Below are 18888 nucleotides of genomic sequence, written 5' to 3'. Positions count from 1 at the left end.
GCGCTCCCGATGAGCACGTCCGGGCGCTGCGGCTGATCGCACTCCAATCGAAGCAAGAATAGAAATGTTCGGAAAACTTACGCTCGAAGCGATACCCTTCCACGAGCCGATCATCATGGTCACATTGGCTGCGGTGGCTGGCGGAGGGCTCGCCATTCTCGCAGCCATCACCTATTATCGCAAGTGGGGCGTTCTGTGGAACGACTGGCTCACCTCCGTCGATCACAAGCGCATCGGCATCATGTATATCATTCTGGCCTTCGTGATGCTGTTCCGCGGCTTCTCGGACGCCGTGATGATGCGTGCCCAGCAGGCCATGGCCTCCGGCGCCAATGAAGGCTTTCTGCCGCCCCATCACTACGACCAGATCTTTACCGCCCATGGCGTGATCATGATCTTCTTCGTGGCGATGCCTTTCATCGTCGGCCTGATGAACTTCGCCGTGCCGCTCCAGATCGGCGCGCGCGATGTGGCGTTTCCCTATCTCAACTCGCTGAGCTTCTGGCTTACCGTTGCAGGCGCCATTCTCATCAATATCTCGCTTGGTGTCGGTGAATTCGCCAAGACCGGCTGGCTGGCCTATCCGCCGCTTTCGGGCAAGGAGTTCAGTCCCGATGTCGGAATGGATTACTATTTGTGGGCCTTGCAGATTTCCGGCATGGGCACGCTGCTTTCCGGCGTCAATCTGATTACCACGATCATCAAGATGCGCGCGCCCGGCATGGGCATGATGCAGGTTCCGGTTTTCACCTGGACCGCGCTCTGCGCCAACATTCTGATTGTCGCAGCCTTCCCGATCCTCACCGTCACGCTTTCGCTGCTGACGCTCGATCGTTATCTGGATTTCCACTTCTTCACCAATGATTCCGGTGGCAATCCGATGATGTATGTCAACCTCATCTGGATCTGGGGCCACCCGGAAGTCTATATTCTGGTCCTGCCCTGCTTCGGCGTATTCTCCGAAATCATCGCGACCTTCTCACGCAAACGCCTTTTCGGCTATACGTCGATGGTCTACGCAACGCTGGCGATCACCGTTCTGTCGTTCCTCGTCTGGGTGCACCACTTCTTCACCATGGGTGGCGGCGCGAGCGTGAATGCCTTCTTCGGTGTTGCAACCATGATCATCGCCATCCCCACGGGGGCGAAGGTCTTCAACTGGCTCTTCACCATGTATAAGGGGCGCGTGCGGCTCGAAACGCCGGTCATGTGGACCATCGGTTTCATGTGCACCTTCGTCGTCGGCGGCATGACGGGCGTTCTGCTGGCCGTTCCGCCTGCCGACTTCGTGTTGCACAATTCGGTCTTCCTGATTGCGCATTTCCACAACGTCATCATTTCGGGCGTGCTGTTTGGCTGTTTCGCAGGGCTGATCTACTGGTGGCCGAAGGCTTTCGGCTTCAAGCTGCATGAAGGCTTGGGCAAAAAAGCCTTCTGGTGCTGGCTCGTCGGCTTCATCATGGCCTTCATGCCGCTCTATGTGCTCGGCCTGATGGGCATGACCCGCCGCCTCAACCACACGGAAAATCCCGCCTGGCATATCTACCTGATCGTTGCCGCCATCGGTGTGGCGATCATCCTGCTCGGTATCGTCTTCCAGGTTCTCCAGATCATGATCTCCATTCGTGACCGCGAAAAACTGCGCGAGACCAACGGCGATTCCTGGGGTACGGGCCGCACGCTGGAATGGTCGCTGTCTTCGCCGCCGCCATTCTACAATTTCGCCGAAATCCCGCATGTGCGCGATCATGACGGCTGGTGGGATATGAAGCAGAACGATTACGTGCGCCGCACGACGGGTTTTGCCCGCATCCACATGCCCAGGAACACCGGCACGGGCTTCATCATCGGCATGCTGACCATTCCGCTCGGTTTCGCCTTGGTCTGGCATATCTGGTGGCTGGCGATTGCCTCATCGCTGGGCGTTCTGGCCGTCGCCATCGCCCACTCCTTCAACAATGACAGGGATTTCTATGTCCCGGCCGAGGAAGTGCAGCGCATCGAAGATGCCCGCACCCGGCAACTGCTTGCTCAGGAGGCCTGATCCATGAGCGCTGCCACCAATACCGCTTTGCCCTTCAAGGGCGGCAATGAAAATCCGGTTCACGAGGATCATCATGATGCAGGGTCGACCACATTGGTCGGCTTCTGGATCTACCTGATGAGCGACTGCGTCCTCTTCTCGGGACTTTTTGCAACCTATGCCGTTCTGGCGCATCAGTTTGCGGGCGGCCCGACCGGTCGCGAACTGTTCGACCTGCAATTCGTGCTGGTCGAAACCATGATCCTGCTCGTCTCCAGCGTGACCTACGGCATGGCGACGCTGGCCATGTACAAGAACAACAAGGCAGGCGTCCTGCGCTGGCTTGGCGTCACCTTCATGTTGGGCGCGGCTTTCCTCGTGATGGAAATCTATGAATTCCACCACCTGATCTCCATTGATGCCGGACCGGGCCGCAGCGCCTTCCTTTCAGCCTTTTTCACGCTAGTCGGAACGCACGGCATTCATATTACCTCGGGCCTGATCTGGATTCTGGTGCTCACTGGCCAGCTTCTTCGCGATGGCCTGACCGAAAAGAACCGGACGCGCGTGATGTGTCTCAGCCTCTTCTGGCACTTCCTCGACATCATCTGGATCGGCGTCTTTACCCTTGTCTATCTGCTGGGTGTACTGTGATGAGTTCTGCACACGAAACACACGATCAAGCCGCACACGGAAGCCTGAAGACCTATCTGACAGGCTTCGTGCTGGCCCTCGTTCTCACCGTCGTTCCTTTCATGCTGGCGATGAACGGTTATTTCACGCCTGCAACCACAGCCGCCATCGTTCTGGGCATCGCTGTCGTTCAGATTCTCGTGCATCTGGTCTATTTCCTGCATCTGGATCCGAAGTCCGAGAACGGCTGGAATATCCTCGCGCTCATTTTCACGGTCATCATTCTGGCCATCGTGCTGGCAGGCTCCATCTGGGTCATGCATCACCTCGATACCAATATGATGCCGATGCATATGACGCCGGAAGCGGCGCGCAATCTGCCATAAGGTTCTGGCGGCCCAACCTGCGGCTTTTTCCTCCCTCTCCCCCTCCTGAAAGCCGCACGGCGCTCCGGTTTCGACCGGGGCGCCTTTTTATTTGCGGTTCATATTAATGATATGGGGATTTGGTAATAAAAATTCCGATTTGAATATAGTATTTACCATATAATGAAAATATATTTGCTGTTGATTGAAATATAGATAAAATGCATATGGTCAATAATGTTTTTATTCTAAATATTTATTTTTTAATCAGGAGTTTATTCAATGAATTTAATTAAGAAAACTCTTAATAATAGATTGTTTATTCCTGCATTTCTTGCGGCGATGGTGGCTTTGCCTGCCGTGGTCCAGGCAGCGCCCGGCGTAGTAACGGCCAATGTGAATGTCCGCGGCGGTCCGGGGGTGAACTATGGGCGGGTGGCGACGCTTCCCGCGGGAAGCTGGGTTGATGTAGGGCGATGCCGGGGCAACTGGTGTCAGGTCGGGAACCGTGGCTATCTTGGCTGGGTTTCTGCGCGCTATGTCCATATCGGTGCGCAGCCCGTTGCACCTGCCCCCATTGCGCCCCCTTATGCGGCGCCGCCGGCGATTACGCTGTTTTTCGGTTCCGGCTATTCTGACCGGGGCCGGGGTTACTATCGGCCCTGCATGGCTTCCGGCTGCGTTCCTTATCGAAGGCATGGCTGGGGCCCAAACTGGCGCCCGCATCCGCATTGGAGCCCGTCGCATTGGGAGCCGCATGGTGGCCCGCATTGGGGACCGCGCCCCTATTGGGGACCGGGACCGGTGATAGGGCCGGGCGGTCTGCGGCCGTTTCATCGTCCTATGCGCGCGGAACATGCAGGACGGTAATATTTTTAGAGAAAACGCATAACCCGTCATCAGTATCAGGTCATTTTCTCCCCCTCCCCAATGACCTGATCCGCGGCCTGCCGGAACCTCCTCCTCCCGGCAGGCCGCAATCAATTGGTGTATTAACGCTCCATTGACTCAATTGATTTACAATAAATGCCACTTGCCGCCTCTCGATTGTGCTTGGGGCGGAAGTCGTTTGGGTTGATGCTTGGCGTTCTGTCTGCACTGTGATAATCCCTGAATCGTCCTGGGATTGGGGGAGGCGGGGCGCTGCCCAGACGGCCACGGAACGAGAACTGGACAAGTAGCGCGTATGATGTGCAGTAACAGGACGATAATAGGACGCAATATTGCCGCACTGTTGTTGACGGCCTGTTTTTCTACAGCTTCCCTTTCGTCCGCCGCAGCGTTTGAAATCTTTGGTGTCCGCCTTTGGGGGGAAGCGAAGAAGGATGACGCCGATGCGGTCATTGCCGATCCCCTGAAATATTCCGTCAATGTCGAGATGACGGGCAACCGCACCAATGCCGATGGCACACAGGCGGATCTGAAATCCGTTATCGAAGGCGCATCGGGGCTGGTTGCCGACGAGGATCGTCCCGCCTCCGGTTCGGCAGGGCTGCTGGCCAAGGCGCGCGGCGATTACCGGCGTATTCTGGCTGCACTTTATGATCAGGGCCGCTATGGCGGCACCATATCCATCAGGGTGGGCGGGCAGGAAGCCAATGATATTCCTGTCGACGCGGCTATTCCCGATAATGCCAAAATCGATATTTCCGTCGATCCGGGTCCGCAATTCCTGTTCTCGCGCACCGCGATTTCCAATATAGCCCCGCCGCCCACCGACCGGCGCGACAAGGTGCAATCGCCGCAGGATGCGGGTTTTGCGCCGGGCGAGGTAGCGCGGTCGACGACAATCCTGAAAGCCGAGCGCCTCGCCGTGGAGGCATGGCGCCATCAGGGTTACGCGAAAGCCCGTGTGACGAGCGAGGACATCGTCGCCGATCATGCCGATAATCGTATTTCGGCGGATATAGGACTCGATCCGGGCCGCAAAGCGCATTACGGGCCGGTCAGCGTGGTGGGCACGGCGCGGCTCGACCCGCAATTCATCGCATGGATGACCGGATTGAAGCCGGGACAGGAATATGATCCCGACGATATAGAACGCGCAAAAAAGCGTCTCGGACGCATGGAAGTCTTCCGCGCGATGAATTTCGAGGAAGCAGAGGCGATCGAGCCGGATGGTACTTTGCCCATCACGCTCAATGTTCAGGAACGAAAGCCGCGCCGGATCGGCGCTGGTGTTGAATATTCCACCCTCGATGGTTTCGGCGTCACCGGTTACTGGATGCATCGCAACCTGTTCGGCAGGGGCGAGCGCCTGCGTTTTGACGCCAAGGTCAGCGGTATCGGCGGATCGCAGGACAATTCCTTCGATCCGGCCAATTATACCTATCTTCTTGGCGCAAGTTTCGCAAAGCCCGGCGTCTTCACGCCGGATACGGATTTTGTCGCGGCGCTCGATGCCAAACGCGAAGTGCTGGACGCCTATACCGAAACTTCGGTCAATGCGAAGGTCGGCTTCACGCATATCTTTAGTGAAGAGCTTTCGGCAAATATCTACGCCAAAGCAAGCCATGGCCGCTTCGACGACGATTTTTTCGGCAAGCGTGAATTCACCACCGGCGGGCTTGAGGCGGGCGTCATCTATGACGACCGCAACAATAAGCCAGACCCCAGTTCCGGTGTCTATCTGGAAGGCAATATCCAGCCTTTCTATGAATTCCAGCGCGGTAACTTTGCCACCCGCTTCACTGCCGAAGGCCGGACCTATTATGGCTTTGGCGAGACGGATCGCGTCATTTTGGCTGGCCGCGTGAAAGTCGGCTCCATTGTCGGCGCATCAATCGAAGACCTGCCGCCCAATCAGGTGTTTCTGGCTGGCGGCGGCGGCTCCGTGCGCGGCTATTCCTATCGCGGCATCGGGGTGGAAACATCGACCGGCGACGTGATCGGCGGACGTTCTCTGGTCGAGGCTTCGGGCGAGGTGCGCGCGCGCGTCACCGATTCCATCGGCGCTGTGGCATTCCTCGATGCCGGTTATGTCGGCGAGCAATCCTTCCCGGATTTTTCGGAAGAAATGCGCTTGGGAACCGGTCTCGGCCTGCGCTACCTGACCGGCCTTGGCCCGATCCGGCTCGACGTGGCCGTTCCGCTTAACCGCCGCTCGGGCGATCCGAGCTATGCATTCTATGTCGGCATAGGACAGGCGTTTTGACCAGATTACTTGCAATCCTCGCCCTCCTTTTGTTTGCGGTTCCGGCCATTGCCCAAGAACGGGCCCAGGAACAGGTCCAGGGACAGGCCCAAGAACAGGCGGAGGAAGAACAGTCCTATTTTCTGTCTTTCGTGGAAAATCAGCTTTCCGCGCCCAACCGACGCATTTCCATTTCCGGCATAAGCGGCCTGCTCTCGTCTGAAGCAACAGTCGGCTCCATTACGGTTGCCGACCGCGAAGGCGTATGGCTGCGCATTGAAAATGCAAAGCTGAACTGGAGCCGTCTGGCGCTTTTCACCGGACGGCTGAGCGTCCAGTCGCTCGTCGCCGAGCGCATCGACCTTGTGCGCAAGCCCCTGCCGGATACCAGCCTGCCGTCGCCCGAATCTTCCAGCTTCAGCCTGCCTGAATTGCCGATTTCCATAAATATCGACCAGCTTGAAGTGGCGCGGCTGCATTTTGGCGCGGAAATCTTCGGGCTTGAATCGGAAGTCTCGCTCAATGGCAATCTGTCGCTGGCCGATGGATCGCTCGATTCCGCCTTTGACATTACGCGCCTTGATGGGCCGGGCGGCTCTTTCGTGCTGCGCGCAGCCTATGCCAATGCCGACCAGAAGCTCGATCTCGACCTGAAAGTGTCCGAACCGGCCAATGGCATCGTCGCCAACCTGCTCAATCTGCCGGGCTACCCGCCGGTCGATCTTGCCGTGACCGGAAGCGGCACGCTCGATGATCTGAAAATCGATCTGGCGCTGGATACCGATCACAATCGCACTCTTACCGGCGGCTTCACCTTGCAGCGGAAGGGCGATGGACGCGTATTCGTGGCTGGCCTCGAAGGGCCGGTCGCGACGCTGGTTCCGGCGGAATTCCGTGAATTCTTCGGTGCGCAAACCGTGCTTTCGGCAAATGGCCTGCTCAAGGATGCAGGCGGCTTTCGTCTTGACGATCTGGCGCTGACCAGCGCTGCGCTGAACGTGAAGGCTTCGGCTGAAGCGGGCAATGACGGCTTTCTGAACCGGCTGCGTCTTGACGCTTCCATCAAGGATGACAGCAAGGATCGTGTGCTTTTGCCGGTCAAGGGCGGCGAGACATCCATTGCCGATGCCCGTTTCCAGATCGCCTATGGTGATCGGCCGACCAATGACTGGACAGGCACGCTGGCCATTTCCGGTTTTGAGAATGCGCAGGTTTCGGCATCCTCGATTGCGCTGGATATGGGCGGGGTCGCTGAAAATCTCAATGATCCGCTGAACCGCCATATCACCTTCAATGTGAATGGCGGCGTGGACGGCATTTCCTCGCCCGATGCAAAAATTGCCGAAGCTTTGGGCAATAGCATCAAGCTTGCCATTGCCGGCGGCTGGCGCACCGGAACCCCGGTGGAGCTTGCCAATGTCAATATTGAAGGCAATGGGCTTGGTCTGGCGCTTCAGGGCAATATCGCCAATGCGGCCTTTAACGGCGATATTATCGCAAAAATAGCCAGCCTTGCTCCCTATGCCTCACTCGCCGGACGCGATCTGGCGGGCAGCATCGATGTCAAGGCGTCGGGCACGGTCTATCCGGTCAGCGGCGCGTTCCAGCTCGACCTCGACGGCACGGCGCAGAACATGCGCACCGGAACACAGGCTGTCGATAATATTCTTGACGGTGACGTCAACCTCAGCGGCAATCTGGGTCGGAGCACGCAAGGGTTTTCGGCGCGCGATTTCCGTATCGGCAATGACTTGAGCGAAATTACCGCCAATGGTTCCTTTGCCAGCGACAAGGCGGATTTCGATTTTGGCGTGATGCTGTCCGATCTGTCCCTGCTCTCCGACAAGGCGTCGGGACGCATGACCATCAAGGGCAGCGCGCGCGGCGATGACAAGCTGATCGCGCTGGCGCTGCGCGCCGATGCACCGCAGGGCACGCTTGCCGGACGCAAGCTTTCCGAAGGCGCTCTCGATTTCAACGCCATGCTGGATGGCAATGCCAAAACCGGTGCTTCGGTATCAGGCAGGCTGGCAGGCCAGGCGCTCCTCAACGGTGATCGTGTCGATCTTGGCACGGTGATCGACATTGCCAATGATGAAAAGCGCTTCACCGACCTGATTTTCAACGCAGGCGGCGCGCATCTGTCCGGCAATCTCACCCAGACGCCAGAAGGGCTTTTCACCGGCCAGCTCAAGCTCGATGCGCCGGATATTTCGACGGCGGCAGCACTCTTTCTGGCTCAGGCTACAGGGACGGCCAATGCCGATATAGAGCTTTCAGCGGAAGGCGAGAGGCAGAATGCGCGCGTCAGGGCCGATGCGCGCAATGTGAAGGTCAATGATAACCACATTGCATCCGCTGATATTGCGCTCACCGCAAGCGACCTGTTTGGCGTGCCCACCGTCGATGGCAATGCAGCGGCGCGCGACATCATGGCTGGCACTTTCGGCATCGACAGCTTCGATGCACAAGCCAATGCAACCGGATCGAAGACCGATTTCAGCGTCAGCACGAAACTCAAAATCGGCACATTGGCCAATGCGAGCGGCTCGCTTCAACCAAAGGACGGCGGCTTTGAGCTTGCCCTGGCATCTGCCGATGTAAGACAGGACACGCTTGCAGCAAATCTTGCCGCGCCCGCGACCCTCACCATGAAGGGCAGCGAGATTTCCTTTGGCGATATTGTGGTCAATACCGGCGATGGGCAGGTCCGGGTCAATGGTTCCGTCGCTGACCGCCTTGATCTTGCCGTGGCGATCACGAACCTGCCGCTGGCCCTTGCCAATACGTTCAGGCCGGAACTTGGCCTTGGTGGCACGGTCAACGGCACTGCGCGCATCACCGGGACGCGTGACGTGCCCGATATTGCCTTCGATATGTCGGCGCGGGACGTTATTGCGGCGGAGCTGAGAAATCAGGGTATAGCGGCGCTGAATGCGGATGCCAGAGGAACATCGAACAATAATCGCCTCAATGTCGATGCGCATGTGACCGGCGGCGGCGGGATCGATCTGCGGGCCAGCGGCGGCGTGCCGCTGGATCAGGGTGAACTGGCGCTGGATGTCAATCTGGCCAATCTGCCGCTGGCAGCACTCAATGGCGCGGTCAAGGGACAGGATCTGGCGGGCAATGTGACAGGAACGGCGCGCGTCACCGGCCCGCTGACCAATCCTTCGGCAACGTTTGATTTGCGCGGCTCCGGTCTTGCGGCAAAACCGCTGCGTGACAACGGCCTTGCGCCGCTGACGCTTCAGGCGGCAGGAAGCTATGCCGCCAGGGCGATAGACCTCTCTTCATTGTCCGTTGATGGCCCGCAGGGCCTCAATGTCACCGCCAATGGCAAGGTGCCGTTTTCGGGGCAGGGATTGGGTGTCAATGTCACCGGCAATGTTCCACTGGTGCTCGCCAATCGTTTTCTGGCGGACCGGGGCGGGCAGGCTTCCGGCACGCTGTCGCTGACGGCCAGTGTCTCGGGCGGTCTGGACAGGCCGCAATTGCGCGGCATGTTCTCGACCACCGGTGCGCAGTTCATCGATCCCGAGACCAATCTGCGCGTCACCAATATCAATGTCATGGGCAGCATGGAGGGTGAAACCATCACGCTGCGTCAGGTCAACGGCACTTTTGGCGGCGGCGGCACCATCTCGGCGACAGGCACGATTTCGACCAATGCCGCAGCCAGTTTCCCCGCCGACATTACCGTCAAGCTGGATCGTGCGCGCTATGCCGACGGCAAGCTGGTGGTGGCGACCGTCGATGGCACGATTTCGGTCAAGGGACCGCTGATGCGCGATCCGCTGATTTCGGGCCGCATCGATGTGGATCGCGCGGAAATTTCCGTACCGGAAAATCTTGGCGGCGGCGCAACCTATGTCCCCGTCCGCCATATCAATACGCCAAAGGATGTGCAGATCACGCTCGATCGCGCCAAGGCGGAAGAGCGCGGCAGCAATGTGCCGACGCCGACCGCGCGCCCGAACATGCCGCGCCTCGACGTGCTGGTGAGCGCGCCCAACCAGATATTCGTGCGCGGGCGCGGTCTGGATACCGAGCTTGGCGGTCGTGTGCGGCTGACCGGACCCGTCACCAATATCCAGCCCGTGGGAGCGTTCGACCTGATCCGCGGCCGCATCGGCATTCTCGGCCAGCGCATCACCTTCGACGAGGGTAATGTGACGCTGGTGGGTGATCTCAATCCGCAGCTTCATTTCGTGGCGCGTACCGAAGGCAGTGACATTACGGCAATCGTGACGGTGACAGGAACGGTCGACAACCTCAACATCGTCTTCTCCTCGTCACCCGAACTGCCGCAGGACGAAGTTCTGGCCCATCTGATCTTCAACCGCTCGCTGGGTGAGCTTTCGGCCTTCCAGATTGCGCAGCTTGCCGCTGCTGCTGCCGAACTTGCCGGCGGCTCCAACAATTCGCTGATCAGCAAATTGCGGCAGGGTGTCGGACTGGATGACATTGATGTGGTCACAAACGACAAGGGCGAGACCGCCGTGCGTGCCGGGCGCTATATACGCGATAATATCTATCTGGGCGTCGAGGCGGGCGCCGGGGGCGATACGAAGGGTACGGTCAATCTCGACATTTCGCGCAGTCTCAAGGTCAAGGGCGCATTGGGATCGGATGGCGATTCGAGCGCCGGTATTTTCTTTGAACGGGATTATTGAGCCCTGTTTTTTACGATTGGGTGCACTGTTTAACCCTTCTTCAACCATAAGGACGCAAATATCGGGACAATAAAGGCATATTGTCGATTGTTTCAGATTGGGCGTTTTCATGTCAGGGTTGAATGAAAGATTAAACCGCCGTCATTTCCTGCTGGGTACGGGGGCAGTCATGCTGGGCGGCGCGACGGGCTGTTCACAAACCATGGACATGTCTGCCTTTCAGATGAATATCGATCCAATGTCCACCGGGTCTATCACGGCTGTGCGCCCGCAAATCAGCGTGGACAAGGCGATAACCACGCCCGATGTCATGTATGCCGCCGTGCAGGAAGGGTCTTTTTCCCTGCCTGCCATTCCTTACGAAAAAATCCCAAAGCAATATCGGCGGCAGATCGTGCCCGATCCGACGGGACAGGCGCCCGGTACGATCGTTGTCAGCACCAAAGATCACTTCCTTTATTATGTCCTGCCCGGCGGCGAGGCGCTGCGCTATGGCGTCGGTATCGGCAAGGCGGGCTTCGAATGGAGCGGTCGCGCCAATGTTCAATATAAGAGGGAATGGCCGCGCTGGACCCCGCCACCGGAAATGATCCAGCGCAAGCCGGAACTGGAAAAATACCGCAATGGCCAGGAACCCGGCCCGCAAAACCCGCTTGGCGCACGCGCGCTTTATATTTTCCAGAACGGTCGTGATACGGGCTATCGCATTCACGGTTCGCCGGAATGGTGGTCGATCGGCCAGTCAATGTCGTCGGGCTGTATTCGCCTGATCAATCAGGACATTATCGATCTTTATAATCGCGTTCAGGGGCAGGCGCCGATTATTGTCGGATAATTATCGCCTGCAAGCGTGAGCGAGTTCGCGAAAAATATTTATAGAAACAATTATATGAGGGCGCGTTTTGATTGAGGTCGAAACGCGCTCGTGTTTTATTTGAAATGCGCAGGCGTCAGTACAGCTTCATGAAGTGCGGCGACGCGGCGCAATTCAGGCTTTGCCGTCGTCACGGATGCATGATGTGTAGCGGCAGTGTCGTTCTGCGCGACAAGCACTGGCAGGGACGGGGTCGTGAAAGCAGCCGTCGTCAGGATGATGGCGGCGACAAAGCCGAGGCGTCGTTCGGTTCTGGCTAACATTGTTCTCTCCTCGCACCGCAATTGAGCGGCGAATATAAAAATCGTTTTGCCCGTTGCGCTTTCAGATCAATGAAAAGTCGCGCTATGGGTCGTGTTCAATGCAATGTCGATGGCGTGGACGGGTATTGGCAACAAAGTCTGTCCGAAATCGGCCAATGTATCGGCAAAATTGCGCGCGGCTTCTGCCACATCGTCGCAGCGACGCTGGCAGGCAATCGCTCCGATGCATGTGTCGAGCAGCAGCGCATCATGATTTTGCAGGCCCGAAATCAAACCGAGCGTCAGGCATTCCTCGCGGCAGACATGGTTCGAATCGAACGGAAATGCACGCAGCGGACAGCTTGCACAGTGCCGCAGGACGCGGATGAACTGTGAAAGCTCGGCGATGGCGCGCTTGGCCTCCCGCGGCCCCAGAATCTCCGCATAAAGCCCCCACGCCATTTCCCACGGAATGATGGACCCCGTCTCGAAACCTGCCGTCCAGCGACGATAACCCTCAAGCACCAGCTTTTCCGGCAGACGGTCATAATAGCCCGTGCTGTTCATGCCGGTGAGTTGCGATATGCGCATATTCATGCCCGCCTCCATCGTTGAAGCTGGACGGGCGCACTGCAATGTCCGGTCGGCAGTGAAGGTTTGCGCCATGGCAAACCGTCGATACATGCAGACCGGTTTTGATTAAGACCGATCATCTGGTCCTCCAATCGAAAGGGGGCAAGGCCCTGACATCAAAGGCTGTACAAATTGCTTCAGGCATAAAAGCTGCAAAATTAACTGGAGTCAATCTATCAACTTTAAAAAGCCCAAATAATTCAATACAATAGAATTATTCTAGACTATAATAGTCATGTTTATAAGATACAGCATCACCGTCTGGGCGCAACAATTCGATGGCCGTGGCGATTGCGGCAAACCGGCGCAGGATTCTGCTATACGGGCAAGACGAGCAGGGATTGGCAAGCCGTCAGGCGTTCAGATGAGTGCCTGACGGCCTGCCAGAGCCGGAAGCTAGAGTATTTCCAGCAAAAGTGTGAAACGCCTTCGCAGGAAAATCAGTTCACTGGACTGATTTCTTGTCCTGCTCCGATGCGCCGGATAATGCGCAAAAACAAATAGATAGAGCGGTTCCAACGATTCCGTTTAAACAGGAACCGCTCTACGGCATCAGTGGTGCGAATGATCGCCGGATTTGCCGCTTTGTGCGGTCACTGGAAAATCGACTTCGACCTTTCCGGCCTTTTCGAACTCCAGCGTTACAGTGATGTTTTCGCCTTCCTTATAGGCATGTTCGGGCTGGATGAACATCAGGTGGTAGCCGCCCGATTTCAGCTCGACGGTTTCCCCTGCCGGAAGCTCCAGCCCATTGTCGAGCTTGCGCATTTTCATCACCTGCTTCTCCATGGTCATTTCATGGATTTCCACGCGCTTGACGCCGCCTGTGCTTGCACTCACCAGCCGGTCGGCTTCCTTGCCCTCATTGGTGATGGTGAGGAAGCCGCCAGCCACCTTTGCCCCCGGAACCATGGCGCGCACCGACGGATTGGAGATGGCAAGTTCCCCGACCTTGATCGCGGCAGCGGCATGATCGCCGTGTGATCCGTGTGACCCATGATTGCCATGGTCTGCGTGATCATCCGCACTGGCCACCACATGAAGCTGGGGCGCGGGATGCGCCAGCGCATGCGGATCCTGACCTTCCTGCGCAATTTGCGTCCAGGCGACGGAAGCATCCGCGCCGCATGATTGCGTTACGGGGAAGGAAAGCACGGTGTTCTTGTCGAAACTGGCCAATTGGCCGACAACGACAAACTCATCATAATAATCGCTTGGCAGTTCGCCGTCGCTCCAGACGACCCGGCGGACGCCCGATGCGACATCCTTGCCATGAACCTTATAGGCTTGCGCATAATCGCTTTTCGTCGTTTTCACTTTCCAGCCTGCCTTGGGCTGCGGCTGCGCCGAGATAAAGCCTTCCGGCAAGTCCACTTTCACAGCGGTGGTCGCCTTGCCGTCGCAGCCGTGCGGAATGCGGATGACCGCCTTGTAGAAGCTGCCAGCCTTTGCTTCCTTTTGTTCGAGCGACGAATGGGCGCTGGCCAAGCCAGCAGATGCGCACAGGGCGAGAACCGAAATTGCGGATGCAAAAAATTGATGGTTTTTCATTTTGGTAAACCTGAATAGTCAGTAATCGGGATGCCGCTCGGCAAGCGGCGTGTTCGCAAAGACTGTTCAGGCAAAAGGCGGGGCGTGCGGTGGCGCTGAAGGCGGATAGATATTCCGCCGCAGAATCGGCTGCGGCAAAATGATGTGCTGCGCCGTCGCAATATCGGGTGCGGCACCGGTCGAGGAGGCGGGCAGGGGGCAAAGGAATGCCGCTGAAATTCGGCATGCCTCGCAACCATTATCATGCAGATGCCTTTTCTGCCCGTGATCGTAGCTGTCGGTGCTGTTATCGTTGATGCACAGCACCGGATAGCTGCCATCGGGAAGCATGTAATAGCTGGACTGGAAGTCACTGGCCGATGAAAGCTCGATGGGCCTATGCGCAAAAGCGACGAGAACAACCGCCAACACGCTCATGATGCGTATTGCCAGCATTGCCCGCCGGTTGATTGCGCTTTTCCTCAACTTGCAGCTTCTCCTTCGTGTCGCAATTTATTTATTTCATTGTGGCTGTCTTTGCCAAGCGTCAAATAAGCCCGCATTGCTGCCATATGCTTACCGATAGCGACCGCCGCGCTGAATGACCTCAATCTTATAGCCGTCCGGGTCGTCCGCGAAAAAGAAACGGGCGACCGGCACGTCGCCATTCTTGAAATCGACCAGATTTCCGACCTTGAACCCCAGTTCCTTGAAGCGGGCATGTTCGGCATCCAGATCGTCCACAACCACGGCCAGATGCCCATAGCCATCGCCGAGATTATAGGGCTCGGTGCGGCCTTTATTGACGGTCAGTTCGACCTCGAAGTCGGCTTCTTCATTGCGCAGATAGATCAGCGTGAAGCTTTCAAAGTCGATGCGCTCGGCAATCTGGAGACCAAAAGCCTGATTGTAGAAGCTGACTGATTTCTCCTCATCGAGAACGCGGATCATCGTATGAACGGCCTTTGCCATCATCGTCACCTTTTTTCTGGAAACTCTTTGGCCGGATTGATTGGCCTTTTATCTGAAACTGGATTATCTCAGGAAGTGTGAAGCAGGCAAGTTCACGACTTGCCGCATGCGAGGTTGGAATAAATGGCTAGCATAACGCGCGAGCAGGTTCTTGAGCGGCTGAAAGGCGTGACGGGGCCGGATTTCAAAAGCGATGTCGTCTCGCTCGGTCTGATTTCAGATATTTTTATCGCCGACGGCAAGGTTTTTTTCTCGATCACCGTCCCGGCGGAACGCGCCGATGCGCTGGAACCCATGCGTCTTGCGGCCGAAAAGGTGGTCAGGGAGATTCCGGGCGTTACCGGCGCGCTGGTCACATTGACCGCTGAAAAGAAGGGTGGCCGCACCAGCGATGATGCCCCGCCGCCAAAACCGCAGCCGCGTCCCGCAGCCCCCGCGCAGCATCGCCAGCCGCAGCAGCGTCCGGCTGCAAAACCGGGCATTCCCGGCGTCGGCTCGATCATTGCGGTTGCTTCGGGCAAGGGCGGCGTGGGCAAATCCACGACAGCCGTCAATCTGGCTTTGGGCCTTGCTGCTAACGGTTTGAAGGTCGGCATTCTGGATGCCGATATTTACGGACCTTCCATGCCGCGCCTGCTTGGCCTGTCCGGACGTCCGGAAACGGTGGAAGGCCGCATTCTCAAGCCTATGGAGAATTATGGCGTCAAGGTCATGTCCATGGGCTTCATGGTCGATGAGGAAACGCCGATGATCTGGCGCGGGCCGATGGTGATGTCGGCATTGACGCAGATGCTGCGCGAGGTCGCATGGGGCGAACTTGACGTTCTGGTCGTCGATATGCCGCCCGGCACCGGCGATGCGCAGCTCACCATGGCGCAGCAGGTGCCGCTTGCGGGCGCGGTCGTTGTCTCCACTCCGCAGGATCTGGCCTTGATCGATGCGCGCAAGGGCATCAACATGTTCCGCAAGGTGGATGTGCCGCTCTTGGGCATTGTCGAGAATATGAGTTATTTCATCGCGCCCGATACGGGCACGCGCTACGATATTTTCGGCCATGGCGGCGCGCGCAAGGAAGCCGAACGCCTCGATGTGCCGTTCTTGGGCGAAGTGCCGCTGCATATGGATGTGCGCGCCTATTCGGACAATGGCACGCCGATCACCGCCAAGGAACCCGATAGTCCTCACGCAAAAATCTATCGCGAGATCGCGCGAAAGGTCTGGGAAAACATGAAGGGCGGAAAAGGAGCCGGTAAGCCAGCCCCCGCGATTGTGTTTGATTAAAGGAATAAGGGAATAAGGGAATAAGGGAATAAGGCCCTTATTCCCTTTCACTCACGTAATGACCGATGGTTCCGGGCGTCCGCTGCGCTTTTTGACCTCGGCGATTTTTTCCGCTGCATCGATCAATGCGGCGAGCGTTTCCTGCGTATCGAGATCATGGCGGGCCTGATCGGCTTCATAACGCTCGATATAGATGCGGATCGTCGCGCCCGATGTGCCGGTGCCTGAAAGGCGCAGAACCACGCGCCCGCCGCCCTCGAAATAGATGCGGATGCCCTGATGTTCGCTCACCGAATGATCGACCGGATCATGATAGGCGAAATCGTCCGCCTTCACGACTTGCAGGCCGTTGACATGGGTGCCGGGCAGGGTGGCGAGTTTGCCGCGCAGATCGGCCACAAGCGTCTTTGCAATGTCCGAATCGACCGCTTCGTAATCGTGGCGGGTATAATAATTGCGCCCGAAACGCGCCCAATGCTCTTCCACGATCGCTTTCACGCTTTGCTTGCGCACGGCCAGAATATTGAGCCAGAGCAGAACCGCCCATAAGCCATCCTTCTCGCGCACATGATCGGAGCCGGTGCCCGAACTTTCCTCGCCGCAGATCGTCACCTTGCCATTGTCGAGCAGATTGCCGAAGAACTTCCAGCCTGTCGGCGTTTCGTAAAGGCCGATGCCGAGCTTTTCCGCCACGCGGTCGGCGGCGGCACTGGTCGGCATGGAGCGCGCAATGCCCTTGATGCCGGCTTTATAACCGGGCGCCAGATGCGCATTGGCGGCAAGCAGGGCGAGGGAGTCGGACGGGGTGACGAAAATACCGCGCCCGATGATGAGATTGCGGTCTCCGTCGCCATCCGACGCAGCGCCGAAATCGGGGGCGTCGTCCGACATCAGCAGATCGTAAAGACCCTTGGCATAGACCAGATTGGGATCGGGATGATGGCCTCCGAAATCGGGCAGCGGCACGAAATTGATGACGCTGCCTTCCGGTGCGCCCAGACGGCGTTCGAAAATCTCCTTGGCATAGGGGCCGGTGACCGCATGCATGGAGTCGAATTTAAGACCGAAACCCGCTTTGATCATCGCGCGAATGGCGTCGAAATCGAACAGGGTTTCCATCAGTTCGGCATAATCTGTCACCGGATCGAAAATGACGATCTCTGTCTGCCCGATAAGCTGCGTGCCGATCGTGTCTATATCCACATCGGCAACCTCGGCGATTTTATACTGATCGATCACCTTGGAGCGGGCGAAGATGGCTTCGGTGATTTTTTCAGGCGCAGGGCCGCCATTGCCGATATTGTACTTGATGCCGAAATCTTCCTTCGGCCCGCCCGGATTGTGGCTTGCCGAGAGTATCATGCCGCCAAATGCCTTGTATTTGCGGATCATGTTGGAAGCGGCAGGCGTTGACAGAATCCCGCCTTGCCCCACCATGATGCGCCCGAAGCCGTTGGCTGCGGCCATTTTGATGAGTTTCTGGATCACTTCCCGATTATAGAAGCGCCCGTCTCCGCCGACCACGAGGGTCTTGCCTTCAAAGCCGTCCAGAACATCGAAAACCGACTGGATGAAGTTTTCCGCATAATGGGGCTGCTGGAAAACCGGGACTTTCTTGCGCAGGCCGGATGTGCCTGGCTGTTGATCCTGAAAGGGCGTGGTGGCGATTGTCTTGACGGTCATGCTTTTCCCGTTCGGTTCAATTGGCTGAAGAAAGCTTTTGTCGGTATTTGTGTAGTTTGCAAGACAAGATAGATCAAACTTGCTGTTAGGGAATGACAAACTGTGTATCGTCCTCTCATGCACAAGCGCGATCATGACAACACAGGCGGGCCGGACAGCCCGGCTTCGAAACATATATCCCCGGAGCATCTGGCGGGGGAAATCCTTTCGTGTTCTGACGCGGCGCAAAAGCGGCTGTTTGTGGCAATCTCAGGCCCGCCCGGTGCAGGAAAATCCACCCTTTCCGCCTCCTTGTGCGCGGCAATCAATAAGGGCGGCGACGGGCCGGCGGCAATCGTGCCGATGGACGGATTTCATTTCGACAATGGGGTTCTCGATGAAAAGGGCCTGCGCAAGCGCAAAGGCTCGCCGCCGACATTTGATTGCGCCGGTTTCGCCGCCCTGCTGGAACGGCTTGGAAACGCCACGGATGATGTGGCGATTCCTCTCTTCGACCGCGCGCTTGATCTGGCGCGCGCGGGTGCAGCTATCGTGCGTCCCGATCACCGGATCCTGCTTATAGAAGGCAATTACCTGTTGCTCGATCAGCAGCCCTGGCAGGGATTGGCGCGATTTTTCGATATAACGGTCTTTCTGGACGTTCCCTTTCCCGAGCTTGAGCGCCGTCTCGTTCAGCGCTGGCTCGATCACGGCCATGATCGGCATGCAGCGCGCGAGCGCGCTCTTTCCAACGATATTCCAAATGCGCAACTGGTGGTTTCCGCCTCGCGAAAGGCGGATTTCATCATTGTGCCCAAATGATGGATAATCAATAATCGGATTGCCGGGTCCCTCTGGAACGGC

The 18888-nt window shown here is 57.5% G+C and carries 15 protein-coding genes; 9 read left to right on the top strand and 6 right to left on the bottom strand.

What is annotated here, in order from left to right; all coding sequences use genetic code 11:
* Positions 1-64: 64 nt before the first annotated feature.
* The 7 genes from cyoB to DKP76_RS02290 all read left to right on the top strand — a co-directional run bounded on the left by cyoB (position 65) and on the right by DKP76_RS02290 (position 11665).
* Entirely contained in the window at positions 65-2044 is a 1980-nt protein-coding gene (gene cyoB / locus DKP76_RS02320) for a cytochrome o ubiquinol oxidase subunit I (RefSeq protein ID WP_109704794.1), read from the top strand.
* 3 nt (positions 2045-2047) lie between these two features.
* Positions 2048-2677: a cytochrome o ubiquinol oxidase subunit III gene (gene cyoC, locus DKP76_RS02315; protein ID WP_109704793.1), complete on the top strand. Its 630-nt coding sequence runs from the start codon at positions 2048-2050 to the stop codon at positions 2675-2677.
* Entirely contained in the window at positions 2677-3042 is a 366-nt protein-coding gene (cyoD, locus tag DKP76_RS02310; protein ID WP_109704792.1) for a cytochrome o ubiquinol oxidase subunit IV, read from the top strand. The genes cyoC and cyoD overlap by 1 nt, the downstream gene beginning before the upstream one ends.
* A gap of 261 nt (positions 3043-3303) precedes the next feature.
* Positions 3304-3891, top strand: coding sequence for an SH3 domain-containing protein (locus DKP76_RS02305; protein ID WP_109704791.1), 588 nt, complete (start codon positions 3304-3306; stop codon positions 3889-3891).
* A 316-nt stretch (positions 3892-4207) separates the two neighbouring features.
* The gene (locus DKP76_RS02300; protein ID WP_109704790.1) at positions 4208-6175 is read left to right on the top strand and encodes an autotransporter assembly complex protein TamA; all 1968 of its coding nucleotides are present in this window, start codon (positions 4208-4210) and stop codon (positions 6173-6175) included.
* A complete protein-coding gene (locus DKP76_RS02295) occupies positions 6172-10830 on the top strand; it encodes a translocation/assembly module TamB domain-containing protein (protein ID WP_109704789.1) in 4659 nt (1552 codons plus the stop codon). Before DKP76_RS02300 ends, DKP76_RS02295 begins: the two co-directional genes overlap by 4 nt.
* 109 nt (positions 10831-10939) lie before the next feature.
* A complete protein-coding gene (locus tag DKP76_RS02290) occupies positions 10940-11665 on the top strand; it encodes a L,D-transpeptidase (protein ID WP_109704788.1) in 726 nt (241 codons plus the stop codon).
* 95 nt (positions 11666-11760) lie between these two features.
* Here the strand turns inward: DKP76_RS02290 and DKP76_RS02285 are convergent, their stop codons facing one another.
* The 5 genes from DKP76_RS02285 to DKP76_RS02265 all read right to left on the bottom strand — a co-directional run bounded on the left by DKP76_RS02285 (position 11761) and on the right by DKP76_RS02265 (position 15081).
* On the bottom strand, positions 11761-11967 hold the full coding sequence (locus DKP76_RS02285; RefSeq protein ID WP_109704787.1) for a hypothetical protein: 207 nt from the start codon (positions 11965-11967) through the stop codon (positions 11761-11763).
* Positions 11968-12033: 66 nt separating this feature from the next.
* The gene (locus DKP76_RS02280; protein ID WP_199224730.1) at positions 12034-12543 is read right to left on the bottom strand and encodes a hypothetical protein; all 510 of its coding nucleotides are present in this window, start codon (positions 12541-12543) and stop codon (positions 12034-12036) included.
* A gap of 588 nt (positions 12544-13131) precedes the next feature.
* Complete coding sequence (locus DKP76_RS02275) at positions 13132-14130, bottom strand: DUF1775 domain-containing protein (protein ID WP_109704786.1); 999 nt, start codon at positions 14128-14130, stop codon at positions 13132-13134.
* A gap of 66 nt (positions 14131-14196) precedes the next feature.
* Positions 14197-14595, bottom strand: a complete 399-nt coding sequence (locus DKP76_RS02270) for a hypothetical protein (RefSeq protein ID WP_425349357.1) — start codon at positions 14593-14595, stop codon at positions 14197-14199.
* A gap of 90 nt (positions 14596-14685) precedes the next feature.
* Complete coding sequence (locus tag DKP76_RS02265; RefSeq protein WP_109705142.1) at positions 14686-15081, bottom strand: VOC family protein; 396 nt, start codon at positions 15079-15081, stop codon at positions 14686-14688.
* Positions 15082-15204: 123 nt separating this feature from the next.
* On the opposite strand from DKP76_RS02265, the gene DKP76_RS02260 reads away from it, so the two are divergent.
* Positions 15205-16362: an Mrp/NBP35 family ATP-binding protein gene (locus tag DKP76_RS02260; RefSeq protein ID WP_109704784.1), complete on the top strand. Its 1158-nt coding sequence runs from the start codon at positions 15205-15207 to the stop codon at positions 16360-16362.
* 51 nt (positions 16363-16413) lie between these two features.
* Here the strand turns inward: DKP76_RS02260 and DKP76_RS02255 are convergent, their stop codons facing one another.
* A complete protein-coding gene (locus DKP76_RS02255) occupies positions 16414-18045 on the bottom strand; it encodes an alpha-D-glucose phosphate-specific phosphoglucomutase (RefSeq protein WP_109704783.1) in 1632 nt (543 codons plus the stop codon).
* A gap of 117 nt (positions 18046-18162) precedes the next feature.
* Here DKP76_RS02255 and DKP76_RS02250 point away from each other — a divergent pair, with 117 nt between their 5' ends.
* Positions 18163-18846, top strand: coding sequence for a nucleoside/nucleotide kinase family protein (locus DKP76_RS02250; RefSeq protein WP_109704782.1), 684 nt, complete (start codon positions 18163-18165; stop codon positions 18844-18846).
* Positions 18847-18888 lie beyond the last annotated feature (42 nt).

The sequence above is a fragment of the Falsochrobactrum shanghaiense genome (assembly GCF_003149535.1).
Lineage (GTDB): Bacteria > Pseudomonadota > Alphaproteobacteria > Rhizobiales > Rhizobiaceae > Brucella > Brucella shanghaiense.
This window is presented reverse-complemented; position numbering and strand designations above follow the sequence as displayed.

Bases quoted from the DNA above. Each gene is read 5' to 3' on its own strand.
- cyoB (WP_109704794.1), top strand. From the start codon at position 65: ATGTTCGGAAAACTTACGCTCGAAGCGATACCCTTCCACGAGCCGATC.
- cyoC (WP_109704793.1), top strand. From the start codon at position 2,048: ATGAGCGCTGCCACCAATACCGCTTTGCCCTTCAAGGGCGGCAATGAA.
- cyoD (WP_109704792.1), top strand. From the start codon at position 2,677: ATGAGTTCTGCACACGAAACACACGATCAAGCCGCACACGGAAGCCTG.
- DKP76_RS02305 (WP_109704791.1), top strand. From the start codon at position 3,304: ATGAATTTAATTAAGAAAACTCTTAATAATAGATTGTTTATTCCTGCA.
- DKP76_RS02300 (WP_109704790.1), top strand. From the start codon at position 4,208: ATGATGTGCAGTAACAGGACGATAATAGGACGCAATATTGCCGCACTG.
- DKP76_RS02290 (WP_109704788.1), top strand. From the start codon at position 10,940: ATGTCAGGGTTGAATGAAAGATTAAACCGCCGTCATTTCCTGCTGGGT.
- DKP76_RS02285 (WP_109704787.1), bottom strand. From the start codon at position 11,967: ATGTTAGCCAGAACCGAACGACGCCTCGGCTTTGTCGCCGCCATCATC.
- DKP76_RS02280 (WP_199224730.1), bottom strand. From the start codon at position 12,543: ATGAATATGCGCATATCGCAACTCACCGGCATGAACAGCACGGGCTAT.
- DKP76_RS02275 (WP_109704786.1), bottom strand. From the start codon at position 14,130: ATGAAAAACCATCAATTTTTTGCATCCGCAATTTCGGTTCTCGCCCTG.
- DKP76_RS02265 (WP_109705142.1), bottom strand. From the start codon at position 15,081: ATGGCAAAGGCCGTTCATACGATGATCCGCGTTCTCGATGAGGAGAAA.
- DKP76_RS02260 (WP_109704784.1), top strand. From the start codon at position 15,205: ATGGCTAGCATAACGCGCGAGCAGGTTCTTGAGCGGCTGAAAGGCGTG.
- DKP76_RS02255 (WP_109704783.1), bottom strand. From the start codon at position 18,045: ATGACCGTCAAGACAATCGCCACCACGCCCTTTCAGGATCAACAGCCA.
- DKP76_RS02250 (WP_109704782.1), top strand. From the start codon at position 18,163: ATGCACAAGCGCGATCATGACAACACAGGCGGGCCGGACAGCCCGGCT.